The following is a 23,816-nucleotide window of genomic DNA, read 5'->3' as shown; positions in this document are numbered from 1 at the left end:
TCTGAATTATTAACGGTCTGTTAACCCTACCGAATGGCAAAAGCTCTTTACGGCTTGGGGGCGGCTATGGTGTAAGCATCGAGGGATTAAAGCCGGATGGGGAATCATGGTTAGTGACGTTATTGGGGATGTGCGCACGCGCATCCTTCAAACATTTCCTGAACGGCAGATATATCTGCGGTCCGGCGGCGAGGTTACCTATTACAACCTCACGACCCGCTTGCAGGTCGCTATCGTTACCGCGATCGCTGTCATGGCGCTTTGGTGCGTCATGTCTCTTCTCAATGCGATGTTTGGATTGTCTCTGTTTGGCAACCCTGATGAGCGCATCGTTGCACTGGAAGCCACCTACGAACGTCAACTCGCCGATAGCCAAGCCAAAGTCGAAAACGCTGAACTCTTATTGACGGAACAACGCCAGAGCTTTGAGCTTATGGCGGCAAACATCGAAGCTAAACATAATACGCTGTCACAGATCGTCGGCACAGACGCTGTTCCAACAGTTGGGGCTGAGCCCGCCCTCAAATTTGCTGAAGCGGAAATCATCATGGCGCCGACACGTCGTGATAATGTCGACCGAGTCGCCCGCCGCGCGTACATTCCCAGTCATGAAATCTCAACCGGGCTACCGATTGATCGCTCCCTCGCCTCCCTCGATGATACACAGAATGACATCCTCATCTCCGCTGAGGCAGACATTCTTGAATCCATCGACTTTAACCGTGCCTTGATCGAAACGACGGATATGGAAGTCGAAACTGTGCTCGAACAAGGCACTCAAGGTCAGGGCGGTCCTTTTATACCCTTGTCAGGTTTCTCCACACCAATGATTGATGGCGCTTTTCAGCCGCGCGTGACAACGATTCAGGCCCGTCTTTACGAAGCGGAAGCGCTGGCGAAAGTTGTCGAGGCCATGCCGTTGGGTCATCCCGTCAAGAATGAAACCGTTATGACATCTCATTTTGGCGTTCGTCGTGACCCTTTCACCAAGCGCCCTACGTTCCATGAGGGTCTCGACTTTATTGGCGGAACGATGGCACCCATTGTCGCCACTGCGTCTGGAACCGTCATCTATTCTGGCGTTAAGGGAGGCTATGGACGCGTGGTCGAGATCGATCATGGGCATGGTTTCGTAACCCGTTATGCCCACCTGAAGAAAACCTTTGTCAAGCGCGGCCAGACCGTTGAAAAGGGGGATGAGCTGGGGGGCATGGGATCGACGGGGCGGAGTACAGCCACGCATCTTCATTATGAAGTTCACTTCCAAGGTCGTCCGTTCGATCCGAAGAAGTTCCTCAAGGCAGGACTCTATGTTCAGTAAATCTTCCTCAGGGTCGTCGGCGTCCTCGGCGGATGCGGCTACCCAGAAGAAGTCTGGATCGGCCCCAACTGTCGCTCGTACACCAGCCGTCCCGTCTCTTCTCAGCCAAGACCTTGTCATTACCGGTGACATCAAGACGGACGGCGAAGTTCAAATTGATGGTCGCCTCGACGGCAATCTGACTGCGAGTCGGATTATGGTTGGCGAACATGGTGCGGTGAACGGCAAGGTCGTCGCGACCAGCGTTATTGTCCGGGGTAAAGTCACGGGGAAGATCGACGCATCCAGCATTGAGCTGTCAGAAACAGCCAACGTCCAAGCGGACCTCATTCAAGATAAGCTGATTATTGCCAACGGTGCGTTTTTCGATGGAAAGTGCGCGCGTAAGTCAACCACACCGACACCAATCAAAGCGACGCAAATCTCCGCCTAGATAGGATCACATGGTTCAGCCTGATGAAAAGCGCGCCCAAAGGCGCGTTTTTTTATGCCTGGTCTTCATCACCGACGCGGGCGGACAAGGCGGCTGCCATGAACGCATCGATCTTGCCGTCCAGCACACCTTGCGTGTCCGATGTCTCTACGCCTGTGCGCAGATCTTTGACCATCTGATAGGGCTGCAAGACGTAAGATCGGATCTGGTGACCCCAGCCAATCTCTGACTTCTCATCGGCCTGTGCTTGAGCCTCAGCCTCTCGGATTTGTAACTCGCGCTCATAAAGCCGGGCCCGAAGCATATCCCATGCTTGGGAACGGTTCTTATGCTGGCTGCGATCACTCTGACACTGCACAACAATGCCCGTCGGTTCATGCGTGATACGAACCGCCGAGTCAGTCTTGTTGATGTGCTGTCCCCCTGCCCCAGACGCGCGGTAAGTATCTACACGACAATCGCTTTCATTGATGTCGATGTCGATCGTGTCGTCGATCTCTGGATAGACCCAAACGCTGGCAAAGCTTGTGTGACGACGCGCGCTGGAATCATACGGGCTGATCCGCACGAGACGATGGACACCAGATTCGGTCTTCATCCAACCAAAGGCATTCGGCCCTTTGAATTTCAACGTCACGGATTTGATGCCGGCTTCATCGCCGTCTGAATATTCTAAGACGTCAACCTTCATGCCGCGCGCATTGGCCCAGCGTGAATACATGCGCATCATCATCTCGGCCCAGTCCTGAGCCTCTGTGCCCCCTGCGCCGGGATGGATTTCGACGAAACAATCATTTCCGTCCGCTTCACCGGACAGAAGCGCTTCTAGCTCCGCCGCGGCCGCTTTATCTTTTACTTTACCGAGCGCTTTGGCAGCCTCGTCTAAGAGCGATGTGTCGTCGTCTATCTCGGCCAATTCAGCCAATTCGACATTATCAGCCAGATTAGACGTGATGCTATTGATAGCGTCAAACGCAGACTCCAATTTGGCGCGTTCTTGCATCAGTGTCTGCGCCTTCTGGGCATCGTCCCAAAAGGTCGGATCCTCGGCGAGAGCGTTCAGCTCAGCCAAGCGGCGTTCACTGGTTTCCCAGTCAAAGACGCCTCCTTAGCAGTTCAACTGACTGCTCGATTTCAGATTTCAGCTGTTCAATATCAGCCCGCATTGGGAATTCCTTATATCGTCTATCTAGTAGAGACCGTCGTCCAGATCGCGTACAGGTTCAGGTTCGGGCTCTTCCTTCGGCTCATTAGGCTTAGGCGTCAGATTATCACTGTCTGGTGTGTTGGGACCAATCGGCACAAAGGCTGGATCATCCGGTCCAAGCTGAGGGTCGCTCGGTCCTTCACCAAGGTCAGCGGGAACAGTGCCGTCCAGCACATCACCGCTGCCGAAAAAGCCGGAGCCGAATGTGTCACTCCCTGATCCAATGCGGATGGTCCTGACGAGCGACCCGACCTGTGGTTCCGTGCCTGGCCTAAACGCCTCCAAAATCACATCGGGCGCGCCGATAAAGCTGGGCTCGCCTGTATTCCGATTGACAGGGGCTAGGGTGAGACCGTCCGGAATGCGGAACGGGACAGTCGGCTCGCCGTCCAACACTTCGGTCAGGAAATCGAGCACGATTGGCACAGCAGATGTCGACCCCGTTTCGCGGGCCATGGGTTCGGGCGTATCCTTGCCCACATAGACCCCTACGACAAGATCAGGCGTGAAGGCCATGAACCAGTTATCCTTGGAATCGTTAGTCGTCCCAGTCTTGCCGCCAACCGGTCGCCCCAATGCCCGCAGCTTCGCGCCAGTGCCGTTTTCAACGACACCGATCATCATGTAGCTCATCTGATAGGCGGTCATCGGATCGATGATTTGATCGCGTATATCCGGCAATATCGGAGGCGCTTGACCCATATATTCATCCTGTTGGCAATCGGCGCACACCACATCTGAATTGACGAAGATTGTCTCCCCGCGTCCGTCTTGGACACGGTCAAGAATACTCGGAACAACCCGCTTCCCGCCATTGATCATCATTGAGTAAGCTGTCGCCATCCGCAGGAGGTTGCTCTCACCGGCGCCTAAAGCCCAGGCCAGTTCAGAGCGCGGATTGTCGTAAATCCCAAACTTACGTCCAATCTCCATAATTGGCTGCATACCGATGTCGTTAGCCAGGCGGACCGTCATCGCATTGCGCGATTTCTCAATGCCCAATCGCAAGGTCGACATGCCGTAATATGTGCCTGCATCGTAGTTTTCGGGTTTGTAGAATCGTTCGCATTCATCGCTACGTGCCGGGCTAGACCGATCATCGCTTGAGGCCCGGAGCTCCAGCACACCATATTCATTCTCGAAACACCGGACGTCGAACCGTTCCACGACAAAGGGCGCGTCGAGGACTTGGGATGCGGGTGTGAATCCCTCGCCCAATGCAGCGGCGTAGACAAAGGGTTTGAACGACGAACCGGGCTGGCGGTACGCTTGCGTGACCCGGTTAAACTGGCTTTGCTCAAAACTATAACCACCGATCAATGCTTTCACACGACCCGTATGCGGATCCATTGCAATGAGCGCGCCATTCACATCAGGCACTTGTCGGAGATTATAACCGGCCTCTTTTTCCAGATGAGGCTCCACCAGAATGACGTCCCCGACGGAGACAACCTCGGCCATAGAACTCGGCGCATTTCCCCGGCGTCCATTTGAGAGCGACTTGCCTGCCCACTGAATATCCGAGAGATCCAGGGTCCCCGTTTCTGTTACAGGAGCTTGGTCGTCAGTAGGGGCGTCAGTGATGCCCTCATCGAGCTCAATGACAAAGCCGAGTTTGGCTGATGTCGCCTCGCGTTCAAGGACGACCGCAATACGCCAATCACCCACGCCTACAGGCGCTGTGAACGCGTCTAATTCTGTCGCCCAATCGCGGATGTTTTCGATATTCTTCAGTGGGCCACGCCAACCCATGCGCCGATCCAACATCTCAATCCCGCGACGCAGGGCTCGGCGTCCGGCCAGCTGCATGTCGGTATCGAGCGTGGTGCGGATCGACAAACCGCCGGAATACAGCTCGTCAGAGCCGTACATGGCAAAAATCTGCTTCCGTGCTTCTTCGACAAAATATTCAGCGGCTAGATATTCCGCGCCTGTCAGCCGGTCCGTCCACTCCAGTGGAGCCTCATAGGCGTCATCAGCGTCTTCCTGCGAAATATAGCGATCTTCAGCCATACGATCGAGGACATAACGTTGACGCGATTTCGCTGAGGCATATTCTTTCGGGTCATCAAGCTCGTAATTGGCGGGCCCTTTTACGACCAGCGCCAGATAAGCCATCTCACCAACGCTCAGGTCATCCATCTCTTTGCCGAAATGGTTCAGAGCTGCGGCGGCGACGCCATAAGCACCGCGTCCAAAATAGTTGTCGTTGAGATAGAGTTCGAGAATCTCTCCCTTTGAAAGGGCCTTCTCCATCCGACGCGCAATGGCGATCTCGCGAATCTTCCGTTTCATCGAATAGTCGTCACCGACGAGGAAATTCTTCGCGACCTGCTGCGTGATTGTCGACGTGCCACCAACCCGTTGCCCTTTTAGCTTTTTGCCAGGGACGGATATAACAGCGCGGGTCAGACCAATCGGATCCCAGCCATTATGCGTGTAAAAGCGCTTATCCTCGGAACTGACAAAGGCTTGCTGTAGCTTGATCGGCACACTTTCGATCGGAACGAACACACGCGCTTCCGTCCGGAACTCACTGATAAGTTTACCATCTCCGGCATGGACCCGGCTCATGACAGCGGGCTTATACTCCGACAGAGTTTTGACGCTGGGTAGGTCTTTGGTCGAGCGGATGAGCCAGGCCGAGAGGGCAACAGCCAAGATGACGGCGAGGACTGTGCCGACGATCAGAACCCACTTCGCGATCTTCCAGTAAAGGGCGCGACGCGACCCTTTAGGGGCATCATCCGACAAGTCGGGGTTATCTTGGATCAGCTCAGTCACAATAAGACGGTCTAACGAGAAATAAGGCGAGGTCGAGGTCTAGCTGTGCTGATTTTGCACAGAATAGGAAGATTGAAATATCCCTCACCTTGCTTTTTCTATTCCCAGATCCTATCCCCGGCGTCCGGGGCCAGAAAAATAATCGTCGACCGAAAGCCGCACGGCCTTCATCAATTTTGTCCGATGCGATTTCGTTTTCAGCAGGCGCTCATCATTCACATTGGACAGAAAGCCTAGTTCGAGAAGAACCGCCGGAACATCTGGCGCCAGTAAGACATAATAACCTGCACGCCTGTGAGAATTCCCGACTAAGGCCGTCTTCCCGGATAAATTGGACAAGAGGATATCGGCAAAGGCTTCCGATTGAGTCTCTGTGCTGCGCTGCGCCAGATCGACAAGGATATCGCCCACAGAGTCACTTTGCGTCGCGAGATCTACATCCATGATCCAGTTCTGGTTATTGACGATCCGTTTGCTACGGTTCTTGGCCCTATCCGCGAGAGTATAGACGGACGCCCCGCGAATCGAACGGCTTTTCGTCGAATCAGCATGGATCGAAATAAACAGATCGGCCTGTCGTTCGCGCGCGATGCGCAAACGGTCATCATGTTCAACGAATGTATCTGTTCCACGCGTTAGGATGACCCTGTATCGCCCCGTCGCTTCTAATAAAGCCTTCAATTCCTTGGCGGCAGCCGTTGTGACGGTTTTCTCTAGCAACCCCTTCTGACCAATCGCCCCAGGATCGCGGCCGCCATGACCCGGGTCGATCACGATGAGCGGAAGCGCGACCACAACAGTCGGCGACGGTTTTAGTCTTGGGTAAGGCACCGAATCCTTGAAATAGCGTGGGCCTGAAGCCAGCGCAGGCATCGCGCAGAGCGAAAAAAGACACGCAGCAATGATAGCTCGGATCGACATGCAGGTGAGTCTTTCGCAACAGGGTGAAGAAAGCCTTAGAGGATGCTGCTATTCTCAGGAAAAGTGGCCATCTCATGGCTTGCTGACAAATGCTTTGCACACTGACGCGAATTAAGGCAGTGACGATCCATCCGGATGCAATGTTGTTTCACATGAAACAGTTCGTTTATGACCGGAATTGGGAACAAGGCGATGATCGTCCTGCACCCTATCTGAGAGATTTTATGCGCAGTGCGAGGCTGACAGTTTTGTCCCGAAAAGACATCGTCATTTTGCCCGCGCGCGCCCACCTCATCACCCTTACAACTGGCCCCAACCTGCGAGGACGCCCCACGATTTATCGTGGTGACGCGCCGCAGACTTATGCGAGGGCCGCAGGAGAATTTCATGACAAAACGTATGTTGATCGACGCCGCCCACCCGGAAGAAACCCGGGTCGTGATCGTCGATGGGAGCCGCGTCGACGAGCTTGATTTCGAATCGCGCCACAAGCGCCAGATTCGTGGCAATGTCTATCTTGCCAAAGTTACCCGTGTAGAACCATCGCTGCAGGCCGCCTTCATTGATTACGGCGGCAATAAGCATGGCTTTCTCGCCTTTTCCGAAATCCACCCCGACTATTATCAGATTCCCTACGAGGATAAGCTCGCCCTGCAACAGCAGGATGAAGAAGCTCTCTCTAAGGATTCAGATGATGATGATGAGGTTGAGGAAGATGAAAACCTCGACCCTGACGAAGATGACGCGTCCGATGAGAACGATGCCGAAGTCGCCGACGAACAGGTGAAAGTTGCCAGCCAGCGACGTAAACAGATGCGACGCCGCCGCTACAAAATCCAAGAAGTCATCAAACGCGGTCAGGTCCTTCTGGTCCAAGCTGTCAAAGAAGAACGCGGCAATAAGGGCGCGGCCATGACAACCTATTTGTCATTGGCGGGACGCTATTGCGTCTTGATGCCCAATACACCGCGCGGTGGTGGCATTTCGCGCAAAATCCCTAATGGCGCGGATCGCAAGCGCCTGAAGTCCGTCATGGACGAACTCTCTGTGCCGCAAGGCATGGGTGTGATCGTTCGGACGGCAGGGGCTAAACGCACTAAGGCCGAAATCACACGTGACTACAGCTATCTGTCGCGTCTTTGGGACGAAATCCGCGACACGACTTTGAAATCCGTCGCGCCGAACCTGATCCACGAGGAAGGCAATCTCGTGAAACGGTCGATCCGGGATCTCTACAATAAAGACATCGAAGAAGTGCTGGTCCAAGGCGAAGACGCCTATAAAAACGCGAAAAGCTTCATCAAGATGCTCATGCCGAGTCACGCTAAATTCGTGAAACGCTATGATGATGTGATCCCGCTTTTCTTACGCTTTAACGTCGAACGCCAGATCGAGAACAGTCTCGACGCAACCGTGCAGTTAAAATCCGGGGGCTATCTTGTCATTCACCCGACGGAAGCCTTGGTTTCTGTCGATGTGAACTCGGGCCGTTCGACAAAAGAGCGCAATGTTGAGCGCACAGCGCTCAAGACCAATCTAGAAGCCGCCGAGGAACTCGCGCGTCAGATGCGACTGCGTGACCTCGCGGGATTGATCGTCGTCGATTTCATCGACATGGACGAAAGCAAAAACAACCGCTCCGTCGAAAATAAGATGAAGTCGATGCTGTCACGTGACCGTGCGCGTATCCAAACCTCTCGTATCAGCCAATTCGGCCTGATGGAGATCTCCCGTCAGCGCCGTCGCCGGTCTCTGCTGGAAGGATCAACCGCAACTTGCTCACACTGTGACGGTGTCGGCCGAAAACGGACCGTTGAGAGCGCAGCTCTCGCGGCAATCCGCGCCGTCGAAGAATTTGCGATCCGGGGCAAGGCAAAGAAAATTCGCCTGAAATGCCCGCCGGACGTGGCGCTCTATTTGTTGAATGAAAAACGCGACCTGCTCACCAAAGTTGATGAGAACGCCGACGTATTCACCATCGTTGAACATGATGACAGCCTGATCCGCCCAGCCTTCACAATCGAAGTCGCTGAGAAACGCAACGATAGTCGTAAAGACCCACTGACTCAGATTGAGAAGGATCTTCAGGAAGAAACCAAACGCTCCGAGAATGATCGCGCCAAAGCGAAAGCGACGAAACGCGATGATGAGGACGAGTCTGAAAACGACGACACTGATGCCGAAACAACCGAAGCACGTGACGAAGACGGTGACAGCAAACCCCGTCGCCGTCGCGGTCGTCGCGGTGGACGCAATCGTAAGAAGCGCCCTCAAGACACTGAATCATCAGATGAAAAGTCTGATGATGAGGATATAGCAGCAAATGAGAACGCGTCCGAAACTAAGTCTGACGACAGTTCGCAACCTCGTCGCCGTCGCCGTCGTCGTGCACCGTCCAAATCCGGTGATGCCGAGACCGCGACAGAGTCTAGTGATGCGGTCGAGCAGAGCTCAGACAAGGTTGAGGATGGAGCTGCGCCTAGCAAACGCCGCAGTTCGTCCCGTCGCAAGGCCCCAACTAAAGCGGGGTCTGCATCAACTGCTGAAACCAAGGACGATGCCGTCAAGGTTCAGTCTGAAGACAAGCCTGAGGCCGAAGCGCCTAAGCCGGGACGTCGCCGCCGTGCACCGTCACGGAATAAGGCGTCTGAGGATGCGGACACAAAGTCTGAAGACAGCAAGCCAGCCCGTCGGCGGGCACCAGCCAAAGCTAAAACAGACAGCGTTGAGACGGACACCCCTGTAAAAGAGGCCGCGCCTAAACGTCGTCGTGCTGCACCGAAACGCACGGACGCCTCCGCCACGGAGGACAAACCCAAGCCTCGTCGCCGCGCGCCAGCTAAGACCGCAAAGGCAGACGACACTGCAGCAGCGAAACCTGCCACTCGGCGCAAGGCACCTGCGAAGGCCAAGACTGCTACCGACGCTGTAGAAGAGGCTCCAAAACCGGCACGTCGTCGCAAGGCTCCAGCCAAAGCAGCCGCGGCCGCCAAAGCACCGGCCAAGTCCGATGACACGGATGGCGACGCTAAGCCTAAACCGGCGCGCAAGCGGGCAGCCCCAAAGTCAGCGTCGAAAGCGGCTCCAAAAAAGGCGGCTCCTAAAAAGCCAGTCCCTAAAAAGGCAGCCGCTAAAGCCGATACGCCCAAAGCGGAGTCAGATGCTCCGAAAGCCAAACCGAGGGCTCGAAAAGCGCCAGCCAAGCCAAAACCCGTGGACGCGCCTGCGCCTCAAGCAGCGCCCGCTAAACCGACTGAGTCGGGTGAGGACGCTGGCGCGCGCCGCCGCAAGGCACCGCCGCGCCGCAAACGGGGATTGATCGATCGCTTGATGGGTAAGGAATAATCCAGCTCAATCGGAAACTGAACGGCAGGTAAACACACTGAAACGTGACCCCTGCTTAACTTGACCCCATGCGGGGCGCGGTGAACAAGACAACTATGACTGCGTCCCGTACATTCTCCACTCTAATGGCTCGCCTTTTTGGCGGGTTCATGATCGCGGCTCTGTTGGTCGCGCAGTCCCAAGCGCAAGGTCTCTTGCGCGATACGGAGATTGAGGAGACCCTTCGGGAATTCAGTGACCCCCTCCTCCGCGCGGGTGGTCTAAGCCCCCGCTCTGTCGACATCTACCTCGTCAATGATCCGGAATTGAACGCATTCGTCACCCGCGGGCAAAACATTTTCTTACATAGCGGCCTGATTTTGCAGGCGGAAACGCCGAATGAACTCAAGGGTGTGATCGCCCATGAGGCCGGACACATTGTTGGCGGTCACATAGTTCGATCCGATTATGGAAATCGTTCAGCCTATGGTGCCATGCTACTGGCGGCAGGTGTTGGACTGGCTGCGATCTTGGCCGGTGAAGGTGCCGCTGGTGCTGCGATTCTTGGCGGCGCGCAGCAATTTGGCGCGGTCGAAGCCCTGGCTTATTCTCGGGTCAATGAGTCATCCGCTGATCAATACGCTGCCCAGTTCCTCGAAACGACGGGGCAGTCCGGCAAAGGTCTCATCGACTTCTTCGATAATTTCCGGGTCCAAGAAGTTCTCTCATATAGCCGTCGTTACGAATATTTCCGCTCTCACCCCCTCTCAGCCAATCGGATCGACAAGTTGCGGGAGCGCGTCGCTGAGAGTCCCTTCGTCGACGTATTGGACTCAGACGAGGACATAGAGCGCCACACCATGATGCAGGCTAAGCTGCGAGGTTTCCTCGACGCACCACAAATGGTTTTCAATCGCTATCCGCTCACCGACAAAAGCCTGCCAGCGCGATATGCGCGCTCGGTCGCTCTATTCCGCGCGGCTGACATGAATAGTGCCATCAAAGAGATCGATTCACTGATCGAAGAACAGCCCGAAAACCCCTACTTTCATGAGCTAAAGGCGCAAATTCTCTATGAATCCGGGCAGCGTTCTGCGGCCCTGCCGTCAGCCGAGCGCGCTTTAGAGCTAAAGCCCGATGCGATCCTTCTTAAAGTTGCCCTGTCCCAATCCCTCATTGAAACGCAGGAAGACAGACAAGTTGAACGGGCCATCACGTTGTTGAAATCTGCGCTGACAGTTGAGCCACGCTACTCTCATGGCTGGTATCTCTTGTCGCTTGCCTATGGTCAGCAGAATCAAGATGCCTTGGCCAAATACGCATCGGCAGAGCGGTTTTATTCGTTGGGAGACTTAGACTCCGCGCGCTCCTTTGCTGGACGGGCGCAGCAGGATTTACCGCGCGACATTCCACAATGGCGACGGGCGTCTGACATTATCGTCGTCGCTGAAGCGCAGCTGGACAAGAAACGCCGAAATCAGCGTCGCGGCAAGCCCTTCACTGTAACTTCATCCTCTGAACAATCTACGCCATCAAGCCGTCGCGCCGGGTCTACGTCCTGGCCATAGATATTTTTATTGTTTCGGCCTAAAGGGCCGCCAACAAACAGACCAACTGGAAATTCAATGAAGCACCTCATCCGTACCGTTGCGGCCGTGTCTATACTTGGCTTGGCCGCCTGTGCCCAAGCTGGACCTGGCGACATGTCCAAGTCAGATGTCGAAGAAATCATCCGCGCTTATTTGTTGGAAAACCCTGAAATCTTGCGCGAAGCGATGATTGCGCTCGACCGCAAGGAAGCTCTGGCAGAAGTTCAAGATAGTCGGGACGCGATTGCTGATCTGTCCGATCAGATTTTCAAAGACCCCCGCGATTATTCGATCGGCCCAAAAGACGCTAAAGTGCAGTTGGTTGAATTTTTCGATTATAATTGCGGCTTCTGCAAACGGTCGACCGATTGGGTCGAAACGACATTAGGCAAACATCCTAATGATGTTCGTGTCGTGTTTAAGGAACTCCCGGTTCTGACGGGTCGGGATGGAACATCCTACATGGCCGCGCGTGCAGCCCTCGCATCCGCTCGACAAGGCAAATATAAGAAGATGCATTTCGCTCTGATGAGTGAACGGTCTCTGACCGAATCCCGCGTGATGCAGATCGCGAAGAACAATGGTCTCGACGCAGATCAACTCAAGAAAGATATGGCCGATCCTGCGATTGATCGTCAGATTGAAGACACGCTCGCGCTTGGCAATAAGATTCCAGCCCTCACCGGAACGCCGTTCTTCATCGTGAATGACGAGTTCGTGTCCGGGGCGAACCTGACCAAGCTACAAACGATTCTCGACGCAGCGCTCGAAGGCTAGTCGCTCGCTAAAACTCCAAGCCCGTTTTCAAGGTTTCAATACGGGTGAGCCGATCCTGACTGGTCATATAGAGCGTGCGCCCATTAGCGTCGCCAAAGGCGACGTTGGCAACAGGCTTTCCAGTCCGGATCGTGCCGAGAATATCAGCGTCCGGTGACAGAACCAGCACACCACCAGGCCCAGTCGCGAAAATTGTACCGTCTTTCGCGACGGCCATACCGTCCGGATTACCGAAGCCTTCTTCAGCCAGCAACGCTGTGACATCCAGAAACAGACGGCCCTCGCCAACAGATCCATCAGACCCGACCGGATATGTCATATATTTTGCGTCTGCTGGATCGGAATTCGAGACGTAAAGCGTGGTCCCGTCTGGCGATAATACAATGCCGTTCGGCCGCGTTAAACGGTCATCAATCAGCGTAATTGATCCATCAGATTGTAACGCATAGACCCCATTAAACCCGATCTCTTTAGCCGAGCTGCCGTCTTGATCTTTCAAGCCATAGGGCGGATCGGTGAAAAACATCGTTCCAGATGCGTGCACGACCACGTCGTTGGGCGAATTAAAGCGTTGGCCTTCATATTGATCGGCAAGGAGTGTTTTTTCCTGCGTGTCCAAGTCCAGAACGTAGAGCGCCCGGTTGCCATGATCTGGCGCGAGGATCGTTCCGTTCTTATAGGCGAGAAGACCGTTCGCTCCAGGACTCGACGTGTAATCCGCGACCGGGTCAGCACCAGAGGGCTGCATCCACACTGACAATCCGTCCTGATCGCTGAACTTCCAAATCGTATTCCCCGGCACATCTGTGAACAGCAGGTACCCGTCCTCAATCCAGACCGGACCCTCAGACCAACCGAACGCCCCACCAAGGTCTTCTGGCAATGCGTCTGCAGGTAAAATACCTGCCTGTATCGCCTCAACTGATCCGATGTTGGGATAGGATATTGTCGGTGACGCGGCGCATGCACCGAGAAGCAGAAGAGGTAGAACACGCAACATAACCATCATCCTAAAACCATCGCAGCCGCGCCATAAAGCGCCACGAAATGCGCTTGGATCAATCGAACTGGCACGTCTGTCATAAACCAAGCCCCATGCCCACGATCGCGAAAGCGGCTTTCAAAGTCTGATTCTTGGATGAACGGGGCAATATGGCGAGACACTCCGCCGCCCAAAACAACACCGCCCGACGCGCCCAATGTCACACAGGCATTCCCCGCAAATGTGCCCAGCATTTCGCAAAAACTCTTCACGCAAAGTCGCGCAATGGACTTCGGATTGGCTTGTCCCGCCGCGACAATTTCGTCTTCCTTCGTGCAAATCGGGGTCTCGCCATGGATCGCACAGAGTGCGGTGTAGAGTCGGAACAGGCCCGGCCCAGAAATCAGCGCTTCGGCGGAGACGAAGGGAATACGCCCGGTCCAATAGCGCAGCACTTCAATCTCCATCTCAGATTGGGGAGAGAATGCCGAGTGTCCGCCTTCTGTCGGGACAATCCTCGGCGGACGTCCGGGCAAAATGCAAGATAGACCCAAACCCGTCCCCGGCCCCATCACGGCCACGGGTTTGGCGTAGTTGACCTTACCCGGAATCAGCGTCTGGAAACCATCATCGGGAATGACAGTGGCCCCATTGGCCATAGCGACGAAATCATTGAGAACGACAGCTTCTGTAAAGCCAAACGTGTTCATCAAATTTTCTTCCGACACGATCCAATCCACATTTGTCATGCGGATTTCATCATCGAATTTCGGGCCCGCAAAAGCGAACGCGGCGCGTTTCGGTTTCGCACCAATTCCGGTCAGGTAAGCTGAGACCGCATCGTTAAAATTGCTGAAGTCACGAACGGCGTACCGGTTGGAATGGTGCAGTTCGATCGTGCCTTGGGAAGTTCGTTCGGCCAGCGCGAAACGCGCATTTGTCCCACCGACATCCCCGACAAGTGTTTGATCCACTGAGGCTCCCCTAACTCTTCTTTTGTTTGGATGGTGACAGTTGATCGACCGACTAGGTCTCTGTCATCCTATCCATATCCCCTAATGTTGAGGCTCCGCTTTCGGCGTCAGACGCCACTTCACGCTGAGGCGCAAACATATTCATCCCAAGACCCGAAAGATTGGTTCGAACGGGCGCTTCTGCCGCTTTTCGTTGTGACAAATCGACATCTAAAACAGACACAGACCCATTAGCCGGATCGACCCGAATCATGTCCCCGGTCTCGACCCTTGATAACGGTCCCCCCAAGAGCGCTTCAGGGTGCATATGAATGGCGGCGGGAACTTTGCCAGATGCGCCCGACATGCGCCCATCTGTGACAATGGCGACGCGAAACCCCTTATCCTGCAATAAGCCAAGAACTGGCGTGAGTTTGTGGAGTTCGGGCATGCCGTTGGCCCGGGGGCCTTGGAACCGCAAAACAGCAACAAAGTCATGTTCCAGCTCACCAGCCTTATGCATGGCCATCAAGTCATTTTGATCATCAATGACGATGGCTGGGGCTTCGACCAACCAATTGTCACGCTTAACAGCGGACACTTTCATAACACCGCGCCCCAGATTACCAGCCATCAGCGCCAAGCCTCCATCCGGACGGAATGGCTTGGCGACTGTCGTCAGGACCTCATGATCGAGACTGTCTGTTGGCCCCGGTCGGAAAATCACTGTGTCTGCCTCGGCATGAGCGTTGCGGATCGGTTCGCGCGTATATTCGATCAGACCGTCGCCGCCTGCGACCGTCGTCACATTCGTATGCAATAGCTCTGCGCCGATCAGCTCGCCGATCAGATAAGCCATGCCGCCTGCCGCGTGGAAGTGGTTCACGTCAGCGATACCGTTGGGGTAGATGCGGCTAATCAACGGGACGATGTGAGAAATATCGGCGTAATCATCCCAATTGATCAGGATACCAGCACTTCGCGCAATCGCTGAAAGGTGGATGGTCAAATTGGTAGAACCGCCCGTTGCCATCAATCCGACAAGGCCGTTCACAATCGCCTTTTCATCAATAACGTTACAGGCTGGCGTAAATTCATCGCCCATATTGGTGATTTGGACGGCACGCCGAGTCGTCTGCGCCGTCATCGCATCGCGCAAAGGCGTGTTGGGGTGGATGAACGAACTACCGGGCAGTTGCAGCCCCATAATCTCCATCAACATCTGGTTGGTGTTGGCCGTGCCGTAGAACGTGCACGTTCCGGGCGCGTGATAACTGGCCGCTTCAGCCGCTAACAGAACATCGCGTCCGACCTCACCAGCGGCGAATTGCTGACGCACTCTCGCCTTTTCAGGATTCGTAATACCGGACGGCATCGGGCCAGCGGGGGCAAAGATATGCGGCAGATAGCCATAGCGAAGCGCCGCGATCAGGAGTCCGGGGACGATCTTATCACAAACACCGAGGTGAATAGCCGCGTCGAAGCAATCATGGCTCAGCGCAATCGCCGTCGAACGGGCAATAACGTCACGCGAAAAGAGCGATAGCTCCATTCCGTCTTGGCCTTGGGTCACGCCGTCACACATAGCCGGGACGCCGCCTGCAACCTGTGCCGTTGCCCCGTTCCGACGGGCCGCGTGTTTCACGATTTCAGGGAAGCGTTCAAACGGCTGATGTGCCGACAACATGTCGTTATAGGCGGTGACAATGCCGATATTGGGCCAACGCGCGCCCAGCAATTCTGTCTTTTCGAGCACTGGACATGCGGCCGATGCGTGCGCGATATTGCCTTCTGAGAGTCGTCTACGGCGTGGACCGGGCCGCATATTCGCCCGGCAATCCTCTAGATAAGCGGACCTCGTTGCCGCGGATCGCTCAATGATCCGGTCCGTTACAGCTTGCAGGTCGGCTTTCACGCTCATGTCAGGTGTCCAGGCCAAAGAGTGTCAGTCGGTCGCCAAGCGATTGCAGCGCCTTAACGGGCGCGTCCAGCACGTCGCGTGTCATGGCGTCGTTAAAGACAGCCAATTTTGCGGCACTCGGCAAAAGAAGAACGACATGTTTCGATGCGGCGACGGCGGCATAGGTCAAGGTCATGCGGTCCGTATGATCTCCAGCCACTTCACATCCCGTCGCGTCGATAGCGGTCACGACAGCCTCGGAGTTCGGATCGAGCGCGGCTTCAAGACCGCCACTACGGGGAAACCAGGAGGCTGTATGGCCGTCCATACCCATACCCAGAACACAGAGATCGAAAGGTTGAGCCATAAGCGCCAAGGCTTGCTCTGCAGCTTCAAGCCCGTCGGTAGCTGAGGCGTGACCATTGAATAGAGGGACAAAATGAGCGCGCTCCGCCGGGGAGTCCGCAAAGCACCCGCGAATGAAATCAGCGTTCGATCCGGGTTTGCCCGCTGGGACCCACCGTTCGTCAACTAGGCCGATGGCAACGCCGTTCCAGGCGAGCGGTTGCTGCGCTAAACGTTCATAGACAGGTTTGGGACTAGACCCGCCGGATAACATTGCACTGGCTCGACCACGCTGATCGAGGGCATCACTGAGGATCATAGAGAGATGATCTGTCGCCGCTGTAACCAGCGACGGCGTATCTTGAAATAGTCTGAGGTCAGTCGAGCCCATCAGGCTTCCGACCAAGCGTCGCCGAGTTGTTTGAGCATAAAATGCGCCGCATCAGGGCCGTCAGAGCCCGCCGGGTACAAGCTGATCCGCTGATCCACCTCTTCCCACGCATCGATAATACCGTCGACCCAACGCCACGCCGCTTCGACCTCATCGCGACGCATGAACAGCGATAGATTTCCGCGCACCACATCCAGAAGCAGCCGCTCATAAGCGTCAGGATAGCGGACAGTAAAATTGTCGGCATAAGACAAGTTCAGAGGCAAAGTTTTAAGCCGCAATCCGCCTGCCCCAGGCTCTTTAATCTCCATCCAGAGCGTTACAGCTTCGTCGGGCTGCAGCCGGATCACCAGCTTGTTTGGGTCAACCTTAGTTGAATCACCGAAGATAGAATGCGGGACTGGACGAAACTGAATGACGATCTCAGAGCGCCGGCTCGCCATGCGTTTACCAGACCGGATGTAGATCGGCACACCCGCCCAACGCCAATTCTGAATTTCCGTGTGAATCGCAACGAAACTCTCGGTCTTTGACGCATCGGCATCAACGTCAGACAGATAGTCCTGCACCGTTTCGCCATCGACCTGCCCGCGCACATATTGCGCGCGAACCGTCGTTTCTTTCACATCCGCGGCAGTAACCGGTTTGAGTGCCCGCAGCACTTTGATCTTCTCAGTGCGGAGATCATCAGCATCAATCGAGGCTGGCGGTTCCATCGTGGTTAGACACAATAGCTGCAATAGATGGTTCTGAACCATATCACGTAGCGCGCCAGAGCTATCGTAATAGCCACCGCGACCGCCAACACCGATACTTTCAGCCACCGTAATTTCGATATGCTCAATCGCCCGGCTGTTCCACAGAGGCTCCAACAGAATATTGCCAAAGCGCAGAACCATGAGGTTTTGAACCGTTTCTTTGCCGAGATAATGATCGATCCGGTAAATCCGGTTTTCGTCGAAAACCCGGCCCACACCTTCGTTGATTTCGTCCGCAGAGGCAAAATCCTTGCCGAGCGGCTTCTCTAGAACAACCCGGCTTTTATCATGCGCGAGACCGGCCCCCTGGAGCCCTTGAGCAATCTGAACGAATAGGCGCGGCGGCATTGCCAGATAGAAAATGCGGATGAGTTCAGCCGACCCATCCAAACGGGCCTCAAGTTCGGTCCAGTCAGCGTCTTTTTTAGTGACGTCGATCGACACATAATCCAACATACTCGCAAACTCTGCGAAACAGTGTTTGTCGAGATCTGGGTCTTCCTCAAACTCGTGGTAACTATCCTCAACCAGTTTGATGAAATCTTTACGGCTCAAATCTGACCGAGAGACACCAATAATGCGAGAATTTTTCGGGATCTGGCCATCGCAATAGCGGTGGTACAAAGACGGCAGAAGCTTACGCCGCGCCAAGTCACCCGTAGCTCCGAAGACAACGAGTTCGAACGGCTTAACCGGGACGAATGCTGAACGCCCCGCCTCTTCGGCGGTGTCCACATCAGCATCCATTTTCGGATCGCGATCGGCCAAGAAACGTCCCCATGAAACATGCGCGCAATGAACTGAAATCCTGCACAATGAACCACAATCTTATGATGCAGACTGACAGCGCTGTCAATAATTGCAGATGATGAACAGCGTCACTTTAACAATGGTCCGCCAAGCGTAGATTCCCGAATGATCAATTCGAAATCGAGCGTGCAAATTTTCGGATCATCCGGGTTATCCCGGCTGATGAGAATACTCGCCGCTTTGAAACCCATTTTGTGGATCGGCTGCGCCACTGTTGTCAGTTGTGGCCAGATGATTTGGGCGATCGGTGTATCGTCAAACCCACAAACGCTCAGAGCTTCAGGGACCGAAATCCCCAGACGTCCCGCCACGCTCATGACGCCAGCTGCCATGTCATCATTGGACGCGAAAATCGCGGTCGGTCGATTATCAGGGTTGGACAGCAAATGCTCAGCGGCTTGGACCCCGGATCGGAACGAAAAATCGCCCGCACTGATCCAGTCTTCATTAAGCTTTATCCCCGCTTCATTGAGCGCTTTTTCAAAGCCAAGGCGACGGGACGCAGTTGCCCCATGGTTAGGGTGACCTAGAATAAACCCAATGTCGCGATGCCCTTGCTCGATCAGATAGGTTGTCATCTGAAAGGCCGCCTCAGCATCATCCATCCGAACGGCATGCACGTCATCCATCTTATTCGGCGCGACAGCCACATGGCGCATGTCCAAACGGCGCAGAATATCTCTAAGAACAACCGAATCCGACAGCGGAGGGGTTAGAATCACGCCGTCAACACCCAAGCGCCCCAACAGAATTTCGGCCTCTGGACTATTCGCCTGCTCATAGGGCATCGGCTCAAGCAACAAATGATAGCCATTGCGTCTGCAAGCCTCGATCGCGCCGCGCTGGATATTGGTAATATAGCTCGCACTGGCATTATCGTAGAGCAGTGCGATCAGATAGGATTTCGAGCTGGCAAGCCCGCGAGCCGCCAAATTGGGTCGATATTGGAGACTGGCCGCCACCTCCATGACCCGGTCGCGAGTCGCCTTCGCGACATTGGGTTCATTGTTCAACACGCGCGAGACCGTCTTCATCGAGACGCCCGCTTGTTTGGCCACATCGGTGATGGTCGCTTTCATGGCCTATACGTTCCCTGATCCTTTAGCCTGATTGCGTTTCGAGACTCGAAGCCGCTCCATTCGCTTTATAGACCTTACTGCGGCGGCGTTGACAGCGGTGTCAAGCGACCCTAGCCCCCTTCCCGACTTTGGGCGCCTGTCATGCCCTTGGCCTGATTGAGGATAGATTATGGACATGATGCGCCTTCGGCAGTCCCAAGTTGTGCCAGTTGTCGCATTAGATGATCCGAGCGATGCAGTTCCGCTCGCCAATGCATTGATAGACGGCGGGATTGAGGTCATCGAACTCACCCTGCGAACACCCAATGCGTTGGACGTTGTTAGGGCGCTCAAGGATGCCGATCACGACATTATGCTCGGCGTCGGTACAGTAATCAGCACCGATCAAGTTGAACGCTGCGCTAAAATCGGGGTCGATTTCATCGTGACCCCAGGCACAACACCGCGTCTGGCCGACGCAATTGAGGCAAACCGCGTGCCCTGTGTGCCCGGTATTAGTACAGTCGGCGAAGCCGTCGCCATGATTGAACGCGGCTATGAGACAGTGAAATTCTTCCCGGCAGAAGCCGCTGGCGGAGTCTCCACGCTCAAAGCCATTGGTGGGCCGCTGCCACAGCTCTCTTTTATGCCCACAGGCGGAATTGGCCGCGACGATGTCCGCCGTTATCTTGATCTACCCAGCGTTGTTTGTGTCGGCGGGTCCTGGGTTGCCGACAAAGATTCGCTGGCAAAGCGCGATTGGGCTGCCATCACCCGCAATGCCAAGCTGGCAACAGCGCTGTAGCTCACCTTGCATTCGGCGTGATGCAGCCCTACGCGCGCTGACATGAGCCTACCGCCCTATTCCACCCGACCGACCCTGCGCATCGACCTCGCGCAGATTAAGGCCAACTACGACGCCCTTAAGGGTCTAGCCCCGCGCGCCAAGGTGGCTGCCGCTGTGAAAGCCGATGCCTATGGACTCGGCGTCGAATCTGTCGGCCGCGCACTCTATGGTGCGGGGTGTCGCATCTATTTCGTCGCGACTGCGGGCGAAGGGAAACTGCTTCGTGAGGCGATCGGTCCGAATGGTGCGATCTATGTTCTAAATGGGCCAGCCCCTCGCGATAAAGCTGCGCTACTGGGCGCAAAGCTGAAACCCGTTATCAACTCAATCGGCCAAGCCCGGTATTGGGCTGAAATAGCGCGCGAAACCAATGAGCCGCCCTATACGGCGATCCATATTGAGACGGGCATGAACCGGCTCGGTATGCCTGCCGCAGAGGTCGCAATGCTGGCCAGCGACAAAGCCTTGTGGCGGGCGCTCCATCCGGAATGGATCATGAGCCATCTTGCTTGCGCGTCAATCACCAACCATCCGCTTAACGCAGAACAACTCAAAACTTTCAAAGCTTTATCTGCAACACTTCCACCTACACCGCTCAGCCTCGCTAATACGGCAGGCGCCTATTTGGGCAAGGATTATCATTTCCAAATGATCCGTACGGGCATCGGCCTCTATGGCGGTATGGCCACCGATAAGCCGGGGCAAGAGGTTAGCAAACCGGTTGTGAAGCTCCTCGCGCCCATCTTGCAACTGCATGAGGTCAAGGCTGGCGAGTGTATCGGCTATGATGCGACGCATATTGCCAAGCGCGACATGCGTCTGGCGACCGTTGGAGCGGGTTACGCGGACGGTGTGCCGATCTCGATGTCGAATGTCGCCCACGCCGTCATTCATGATGAAGACGTTCCGATCGTCGGTCGCGTATCGATGGATTTGACCATCGTGGACGTGACAGATCTGCACATGCCCGTGCAAGTTGGTGGCGTCGTGGTCTTTCTGGGTGACAGGCTGGAAGCGCAGGCCAAAGCTGCGGGTACCATCAATTATGAGCTTTTGGTCCGGCTCGGCCAGCGGGTGCGCCGCGATTACTGGAAGCCGCGAAACGACAAAGACAAAGGGGCGCCTGAGACTACGGCTACAGACTCAAAATCAACCGGTCACAAACCGTCCCACCGCAAACCGTCTGGCCCTCGGAAACCGGGTGGTCCACGCAAACCAAGTGGCACACGTAGACCGGGTGGACCGCGTAAACCTGGCGGGAGCCGGCCTCAGCGCTCTCCGGGGCGATAATCCTCCGCCGCGACGGCGAGGACCTCATCCAACGTCATCGGCATCGTTTTATACTGATGCTTGGCGAACATCTCGACCTGATCGTCGAAATGCGGGGAGTTCTCATCCACAGTCGCGGCACCGTATTGATGAATACTCTCGGCCCTTAACGTCCCATCCGGCGCCCAATCCGCGACCATGATGTGCGTATCCCCGGCAAAAGCGTCCAGATATCCCAGATTCGCAACTCCGTCCTTGTCGGAATAGATGGCCCGCAACACGTCAGGTGCCCCATCTAACGGCCAATTCTCGTCGCCTCTGACAATACGGTTCACCTCACCCCACTCTGGATCAATTCGCCCGAACGCCGTATTTAGCTCAGCTGCCACAGTCTTAAGGACATGTAGAGACGCGTCCGCCTCATCCGTATATTCATAACCTAAAGTCCGAACGCCCGTGATGACAGCGAGCGCGGCGCCACGGGACGTCTGGTCAGCACTGCCGTCCCAGTTGCGTAAAACGTCCTGAGCGGCTTTCACGGTCTCATCTTCGCTAGGCATCGCGACCAATTCGACAACGAGCTGCATCAGGTCTGATTCTGGATCATACATCGCGTCAGCGCGGTAAGTGAGCAGTTCGTCGCGGGTGATTGAGAGATCTTCCGTAAACAGTGAAATCGCGCGACGAGACCTGTTGGTGATCCGATCTTCAATGCCAAATGTCGGTGAGAAGTCTTCACGGGCATTATCGCATGCCGGATCCGTCACCATGAATGGCGTGGCATTGGCCGAGAACAACCAGCCACAGTCTGGATTCCAGTGCTGCGGAAGCTCTGAGACATCCCGGAAACCATTCCAGATCAGACGACTATCATCGCCGGGCAGGATTTCTGACCAATCTGGACCTTCGATCCGGTCTGGAATGCGACCATTATAGATCGTGCCAATATTGCCGTCACGATCTCCGTAGACGATATTGAAGGACAACACGCCGTTAATGTTGAGCGCCGCACGCCATTCATCAAGATTGCTTGCCTTCGCCATGCGATACCATTGTTCAACAGACGCTGTTTCACCGAGGCCCGCGAAACGAAGCGCGAAATGCCCATTCGGTGTCGAAAGAACCGGACCATGCTCTGACCAGAGCGCATCGCATTTCACCGGCAGAGAGAATGGCCCCCATAATTTCACCCGAAAGCGCGACTCACCCCGGTCAAATTCGCGCCATTTACCGTCCAGTTGATAGGTTTGCGGATCATCCTCATCGTCGACGACCAGCTTGTAAATATCGATCAGATCTGGCCGATTGACAGTATGGGTCCATGCCGTGTTGGGCGTAATACCCTGCGGGACCACGGGCGTTCCCGGAAATGTTCCGCCCGCAATGTTGAGGCCCTCTTCGCTGACAAGATGCGTCTCATACCACGCATAACGCCCCTTCATCGGTTGGTGGGAGTTCACCACAAGGCGTGTGTGCCCATCTTCGCTGCGTGACGGCGCAACCGCAAATCCGTTCGAACCGCGAACGACCTCATCCAAATTCAGGCTCGATTGCTGCTGCCACGGCGACACTTGCGGGGCGTCTGTTTCGCTAAACAACGGTTCTAGATAACCATCCAGGCGATAGAAAAACGGCGTCAACCACATCACGGCCGCATTCACATCGTCCTCCGTCACCGGAAGCAGTCCAGGGGTCACTCGCTCTGGATAATCCGCGCCAAATGAGTTTAGACCTGCGGCGTAAGCCTTTATAATTGCTTGGACATCATCAGGAATCCCAAGATCACCGGCCGCGACCGCCTGCTCAACTCGGAACAGGTCATAGAGGTAATCGGCTGGGGCATCCGCCTGTCCACGATACTGGCTCGCCATGCCGCGTCCGGCGAGTAGCGTTTCTTCCATGATTTCCCAGCTATCCTCGGCATGAGCATAGGCAAAACCGAAATGCGCGTCGGCGTCCGTCTTACCGAAAATATGTGGGACACCATAACCATCGCGGATGATACGGGCGTTGTAGGTTTGCGCTTCGGCACGTGCCGCATCTGCATCGAATTTCGGCGCGCTCGGCGTCCAAAGATATATGGCTCCACCGATAAAACCGACGACAAGTAGGGCAGCCAGGCCAAGGAAAAACTTTTTCATGATCGC

General features: G+C 55.2%; 17 protein-coding genes. 7 read left to right on the top strand and 10 right to left on the bottom strand.

Annotation, left to right across the window (positions count from 1 at the left end; translation table 11 throughout):
- Window positions 1-106: 106 nt before the first annotated feature.
- Window positions 107-1,321 (top strand): M23 family metallopeptidase, encoded by a 1,215-nt coding sequence (locus QQL54_RS05235; RefSeq protein ID WP_284388324.1) that lies wholly within the window; start codon window positions 107-109, stop codon window positions 1,319-1,321.
- Window positions 1,311-1,754: a bactofilin family protein gene (locus QQL54_RS05230; RefSeq protein ID WP_284388322.1), complete on the top strand. Its 444-nt coding sequence runs from the start codon at window positions 1,311-1,313 to the stop codon at window positions 1,752-1,754. Before QQL54_RS05235 ends, QQL54_RS05230 begins: the two co-directional genes overlap by 11 nt.
- Before the next feature lie 52 nt (window positions 1,755-1,806).
- On the opposite strand, the gene prfB is transcribed toward QQL54_RS05230, so the two are convergent.
- The 3 genes from prfB to QQL54_RS05215 all read right to left on the bottom strand — a co-directional run bounded on the left by prfB (window position 1,807) and on the right by QQL54_RS05215 (window position 6,666).
- Window positions 1,807-2,920 (bottom strand): peptide chain release factor 2 gene (gene prfB / locus QQL54_RS05225; RefSeq protein WP_284388320.1). Its coding sequence is split into 2 segments (ribosomal slippage): window positions 1,807-2,850 and window positions 2,852-2,920, totalling 1,113 coding nucleotides; the frame shifts between segments, so codons are not numbered across the junction.
- Window positions 2,921-2,943: 23 nt separating this feature from the next.
- A complete protein-coding gene (locus QQL54_RS05220; RefSeq protein WP_284388318.1) occupies window positions 2,944-5,745 on the bottom strand; it encodes a penicillin-binding protein 1A in 2,802 nt (933 codons plus the stop codon).
- A 111-nt stretch (window positions 5,746-5,856) separates the two neighbouring features.
- The gene (locus tag QQL54_RS05215; RefSeq protein WP_284388315.1) at window positions 5,857-6,666 is read right to left on the bottom strand and encodes an N-acetylmuramoyl-L-alanine amidase family protein; all 810 of its coding nucleotides are present in this window, start codon (window positions 6,664-6,666) and stop codon (window positions 5,857-5,859) included.
- Window positions 6,667-7,053: 387 nt separating this feature from the next.
- Here QQL54_RS05215 and QQL54_RS05210 point away from each other — a divergent pair, with 387 nt between their 5' ends.
- The 3 genes from QQL54_RS05210 (at window position 7,054) to QQL54_RS05200 (ending at window position 12,356) form a co-directional block, all read left to right on the top strand.
- Window positions 7,054-10,011, top strand: coding sequence for an Rne/Rng family ribonuclease (locus tag QQL54_RS05210; protein WP_284388313.1), 2,958 nt, complete (start codon window positions 7,054-7,056; stop codon window positions 10,009-10,011).
- Window positions 10,012-10,106: 95 nt separating this feature from the next.
- Entirely contained in the window at window positions 10,107-11,558 is a 1,452-nt protein-coding gene (locus tag QQL54_RS05205; protein WP_284388310.1) for a M48 family metalloprotease, read from the top strand.
- A gap of 57 nt (window positions 11,559-11,615) precedes the next feature.
- On the top strand, window positions 11,616-12,356 hold the full coding sequence (locus QQL54_RS05200; protein ID WP_284388308.1) for a DsbA family protein: 741 nt from the start codon (window positions 11,616-11,618) through the stop codon (window positions 12,354-12,356).
- A 7-nt stretch (window positions 12,357-12,363) separates the two neighbouring features.
- Here QQL54_RS05200 and QQL54_RS05195 read toward each other — a convergent pair whose 3' ends face one another.
- The 6 genes from QQL54_RS05195 to QQL54_RS05170 all read right to left on the bottom strand — a co-directional run bounded on the left by QQL54_RS05195 (window position 12,364) and on the right by QQL54_RS05170 (window position 19,574).
- Window positions 12,364-13,362 carry an SMP-30/gluconolactonase/LRE family protein gene (locus QQL54_RS05195; RefSeq protein ID WP_431355926.1) on the bottom strand — a complete coding sequence of 333 codons (999 nt, stop codon included), beginning with the start codon at window positions 13,360-13,362 and terminating at the stop codon, window positions 12,364-12,366.
- Window positions 13,362-14,312, bottom strand: a complete 951-nt coding sequence (locus QQL54_RS05190; RefSeq protein WP_284388304.1) for a glucokinase — start codon at window positions 14,310-14,312, stop codon at window positions 13,362-13,364. The genes QQL54_RS05195 and QQL54_RS05190 overlap by 1 nt, the downstream gene beginning before the upstream one ends.
- A 52-nt stretch (window positions 14,313-14,364) precedes the next feature.
- Window positions 14,365-16,212, bottom strand: a complete 1,848-nt coding sequence (edd, locus tag QQL54_RS05185) for a phosphogluconate dehydratase (RefSeq protein ID WP_284388302.1) — start codon at window positions 16,210-16,212, stop codon at window positions 14,365-14,367.
- Window position 16,213: 1 nt separating this feature from the next.
- A complete protein-coding gene (gene pgl, locus QQL54_RS05180) occupies window positions 16,214-16,927 on the bottom strand; it encodes a 6-phosphogluconolactonase (RefSeq protein ID WP_284388301.1) in 714 nt (237 codons plus the stop codon).
- Window positions 16,927-18,453 (bottom strand): glucose-6-phosphate dehydrogenase, encoded by a 1,527-nt coding sequence (gene zwf / locus QQL54_RS05175; protein ID WP_284388299.1) that lies wholly within the window; start codon window positions 18,451-18,453, stop codon window positions 16,927-16,929. The genes pgl and zwf overlap by 1 nt, the downstream gene beginning before the upstream one ends.
- Window positions 18,454-18,563: 110 nt before the next feature.
- Window positions 18,564-19,574, bottom strand: a complete 1,011-nt coding sequence (locus QQL54_RS05170) for a LacI family DNA-binding transcriptional regulator (protein WP_284388297.1) — start codon at window positions 19,572-19,574, stop codon at window positions 18,564-18,566.
- A 175-nt stretch (window positions 19,575-19,749) separates the two neighbouring features.
- Here QQL54_RS05170 and eda point away from each other — a divergent pair, with 175 nt between their 5' ends.
- Together eda and alr are read left to right on the top strand one after the other, a co-directional pair.
- Entirely contained in the window at window positions 19,750-20,358 is a 609-nt protein-coding gene (gene eda, locus QQL54_RS05165) for a bifunctional 4-hydroxy-2-oxoglutarate aldolase/2-dehydro-3-deoxy-phosphogluconate aldolase (protein ID WP_284388295.1), read from the top strand.
- 42 nt (window positions 20,359-20,400) lie between these two features.
- Complete coding sequence (alr, locus tag QQL54_RS05160) at window positions 20,401-21,690, top strand: alanine racemase (RefSeq protein ID WP_284388292.1); 1,290 nt, start codon at window positions 20,401-20,403, stop codon at window positions 21,688-21,690.
- Here the strand turns inward: alr and QQL54_RS05155 are convergent.
- Window positions 21,669-23,810, bottom strand: a complete 2,142-nt coding sequence (locus tag QQL54_RS05155) for a penicillin acylase family protein (protein ID WP_284388291.1) — start codon at window positions 23,808-23,810, stop codon at window positions 21,669-21,671. The genes alr and QQL54_RS05155 overlap by 22 nt on opposite strands.
- Between the last annotated feature and the right edge of the window lie 6 nt (window positions 23,811-23,816).

Origin of the sequence: Algimonas ampicilliniresistens (assembly GCF_030159955.1) — a bacterium.
GTDB lineage: Bacteria > Pseudomonadota > Alphaproteobacteria > Caulobacterales > Maricaulaceae > Litorimonas > Litorimonas ampicilliniresistens.
Note: the sequence above shows the minus strand (reverse complement) of the source record. Positions and strands in the feature narration are given on the sequence as shown.

What these genes read in the sequence shown, in the direction of transcription:
- QQL54_RS05235 (WP_284388324.1), top strand. Translation starts at nt 107, where the DNA reads ATGGTTAGTGACGTTATTGGGGATGTGCGCACGCGCATCCTTCAAACA.
- QQL54_RS05230 (WP_284388322.1), top strand. Translation starts at nt 1,311, where the DNA reads ATGTTCAGTAAATCTTCCTCAGGGTCGTCGGCGTCCTCGGCGGATGCG.
- alr (WP_284388292.1), top strand. Translation starts at nt 20,401, where the DNA reads ATGAGCCTACCGCCCTATTCCACCCGACCGACCCTGCGCATCGACCTC.
- QQL54_RS05200 (WP_284388308.1), top strand. Translation starts at nt 11,616, where the DNA reads ATGAAGCACCTCATCCGTACCGTTGCGGCCGTGTCTATACTTGGCTTG.
- pgl (WP_284388301.1), bottom strand. Translation starts at nt 16,927, where the DNA reads ATGGGCTCGACTGACCTCAGACTATTTCAAGATACGCCGTCGCTGGTT.
- QQL54_RS05170 (WP_284388297.1), bottom strand. Translation starts at nt 19,574, where the DNA reads ATGAAAGCGACCATCACCGATGTGGCCAAACAAGCGGGCGTCTCGATG.
- QQL54_RS05195 (WP_431355926.1), bottom strand. Translation starts at nt 13,362, where the DNA reads ATGGTTATGTTGCGTGTTCTACCTCTTCTGCTTCTCGGTGCATGCGCC.
- eda (WP_284388295.1), top strand. Translation starts at nt 19,750, where the DNA reads ATGATGCGCCTTCGGCAGTCCCAAGTTGTGCCAGTTGTCGCATTAGAT.
- QQL54_RS05205 (WP_284388310.1), top strand. Translation starts at nt 10,107, where the DNA reads ATGACTGCGTCCCGTACATTCTCCACTCTAATGGCTCGCCTTTTTGGC.
- QQL54_RS05155 (WP_284388291.1), bottom strand. Translation starts at nt 23,810, where the DNA reads ATGAAAAAGTTTTTCCTTGGCCTGGCTGCCCTACTTGTCGTCGGTTTT.
- QQL54_RS05215 (WP_284388315.1), bottom strand. Translation starts at nt 6,666, where the DNA reads ATGTCGATCCGAGCTATCATTGCTGCGTGTCTTTTTTCGCTCTGCGCG.
- edd (WP_284388302.1), bottom strand. Translation starts at nt 16,212, where the DNA reads ATGAGCGTGAAAGCCGACCTGCAAGCTGTAACGGACCGGATCATTGAG.
- QQL54_RS05210 (WP_284388313.1), top strand. Translation starts at nt 7,054, where the DNA reads ATGACAAAACGTATGTTGATCGACGCCGCCCACCCGGAAGAAACCCGG.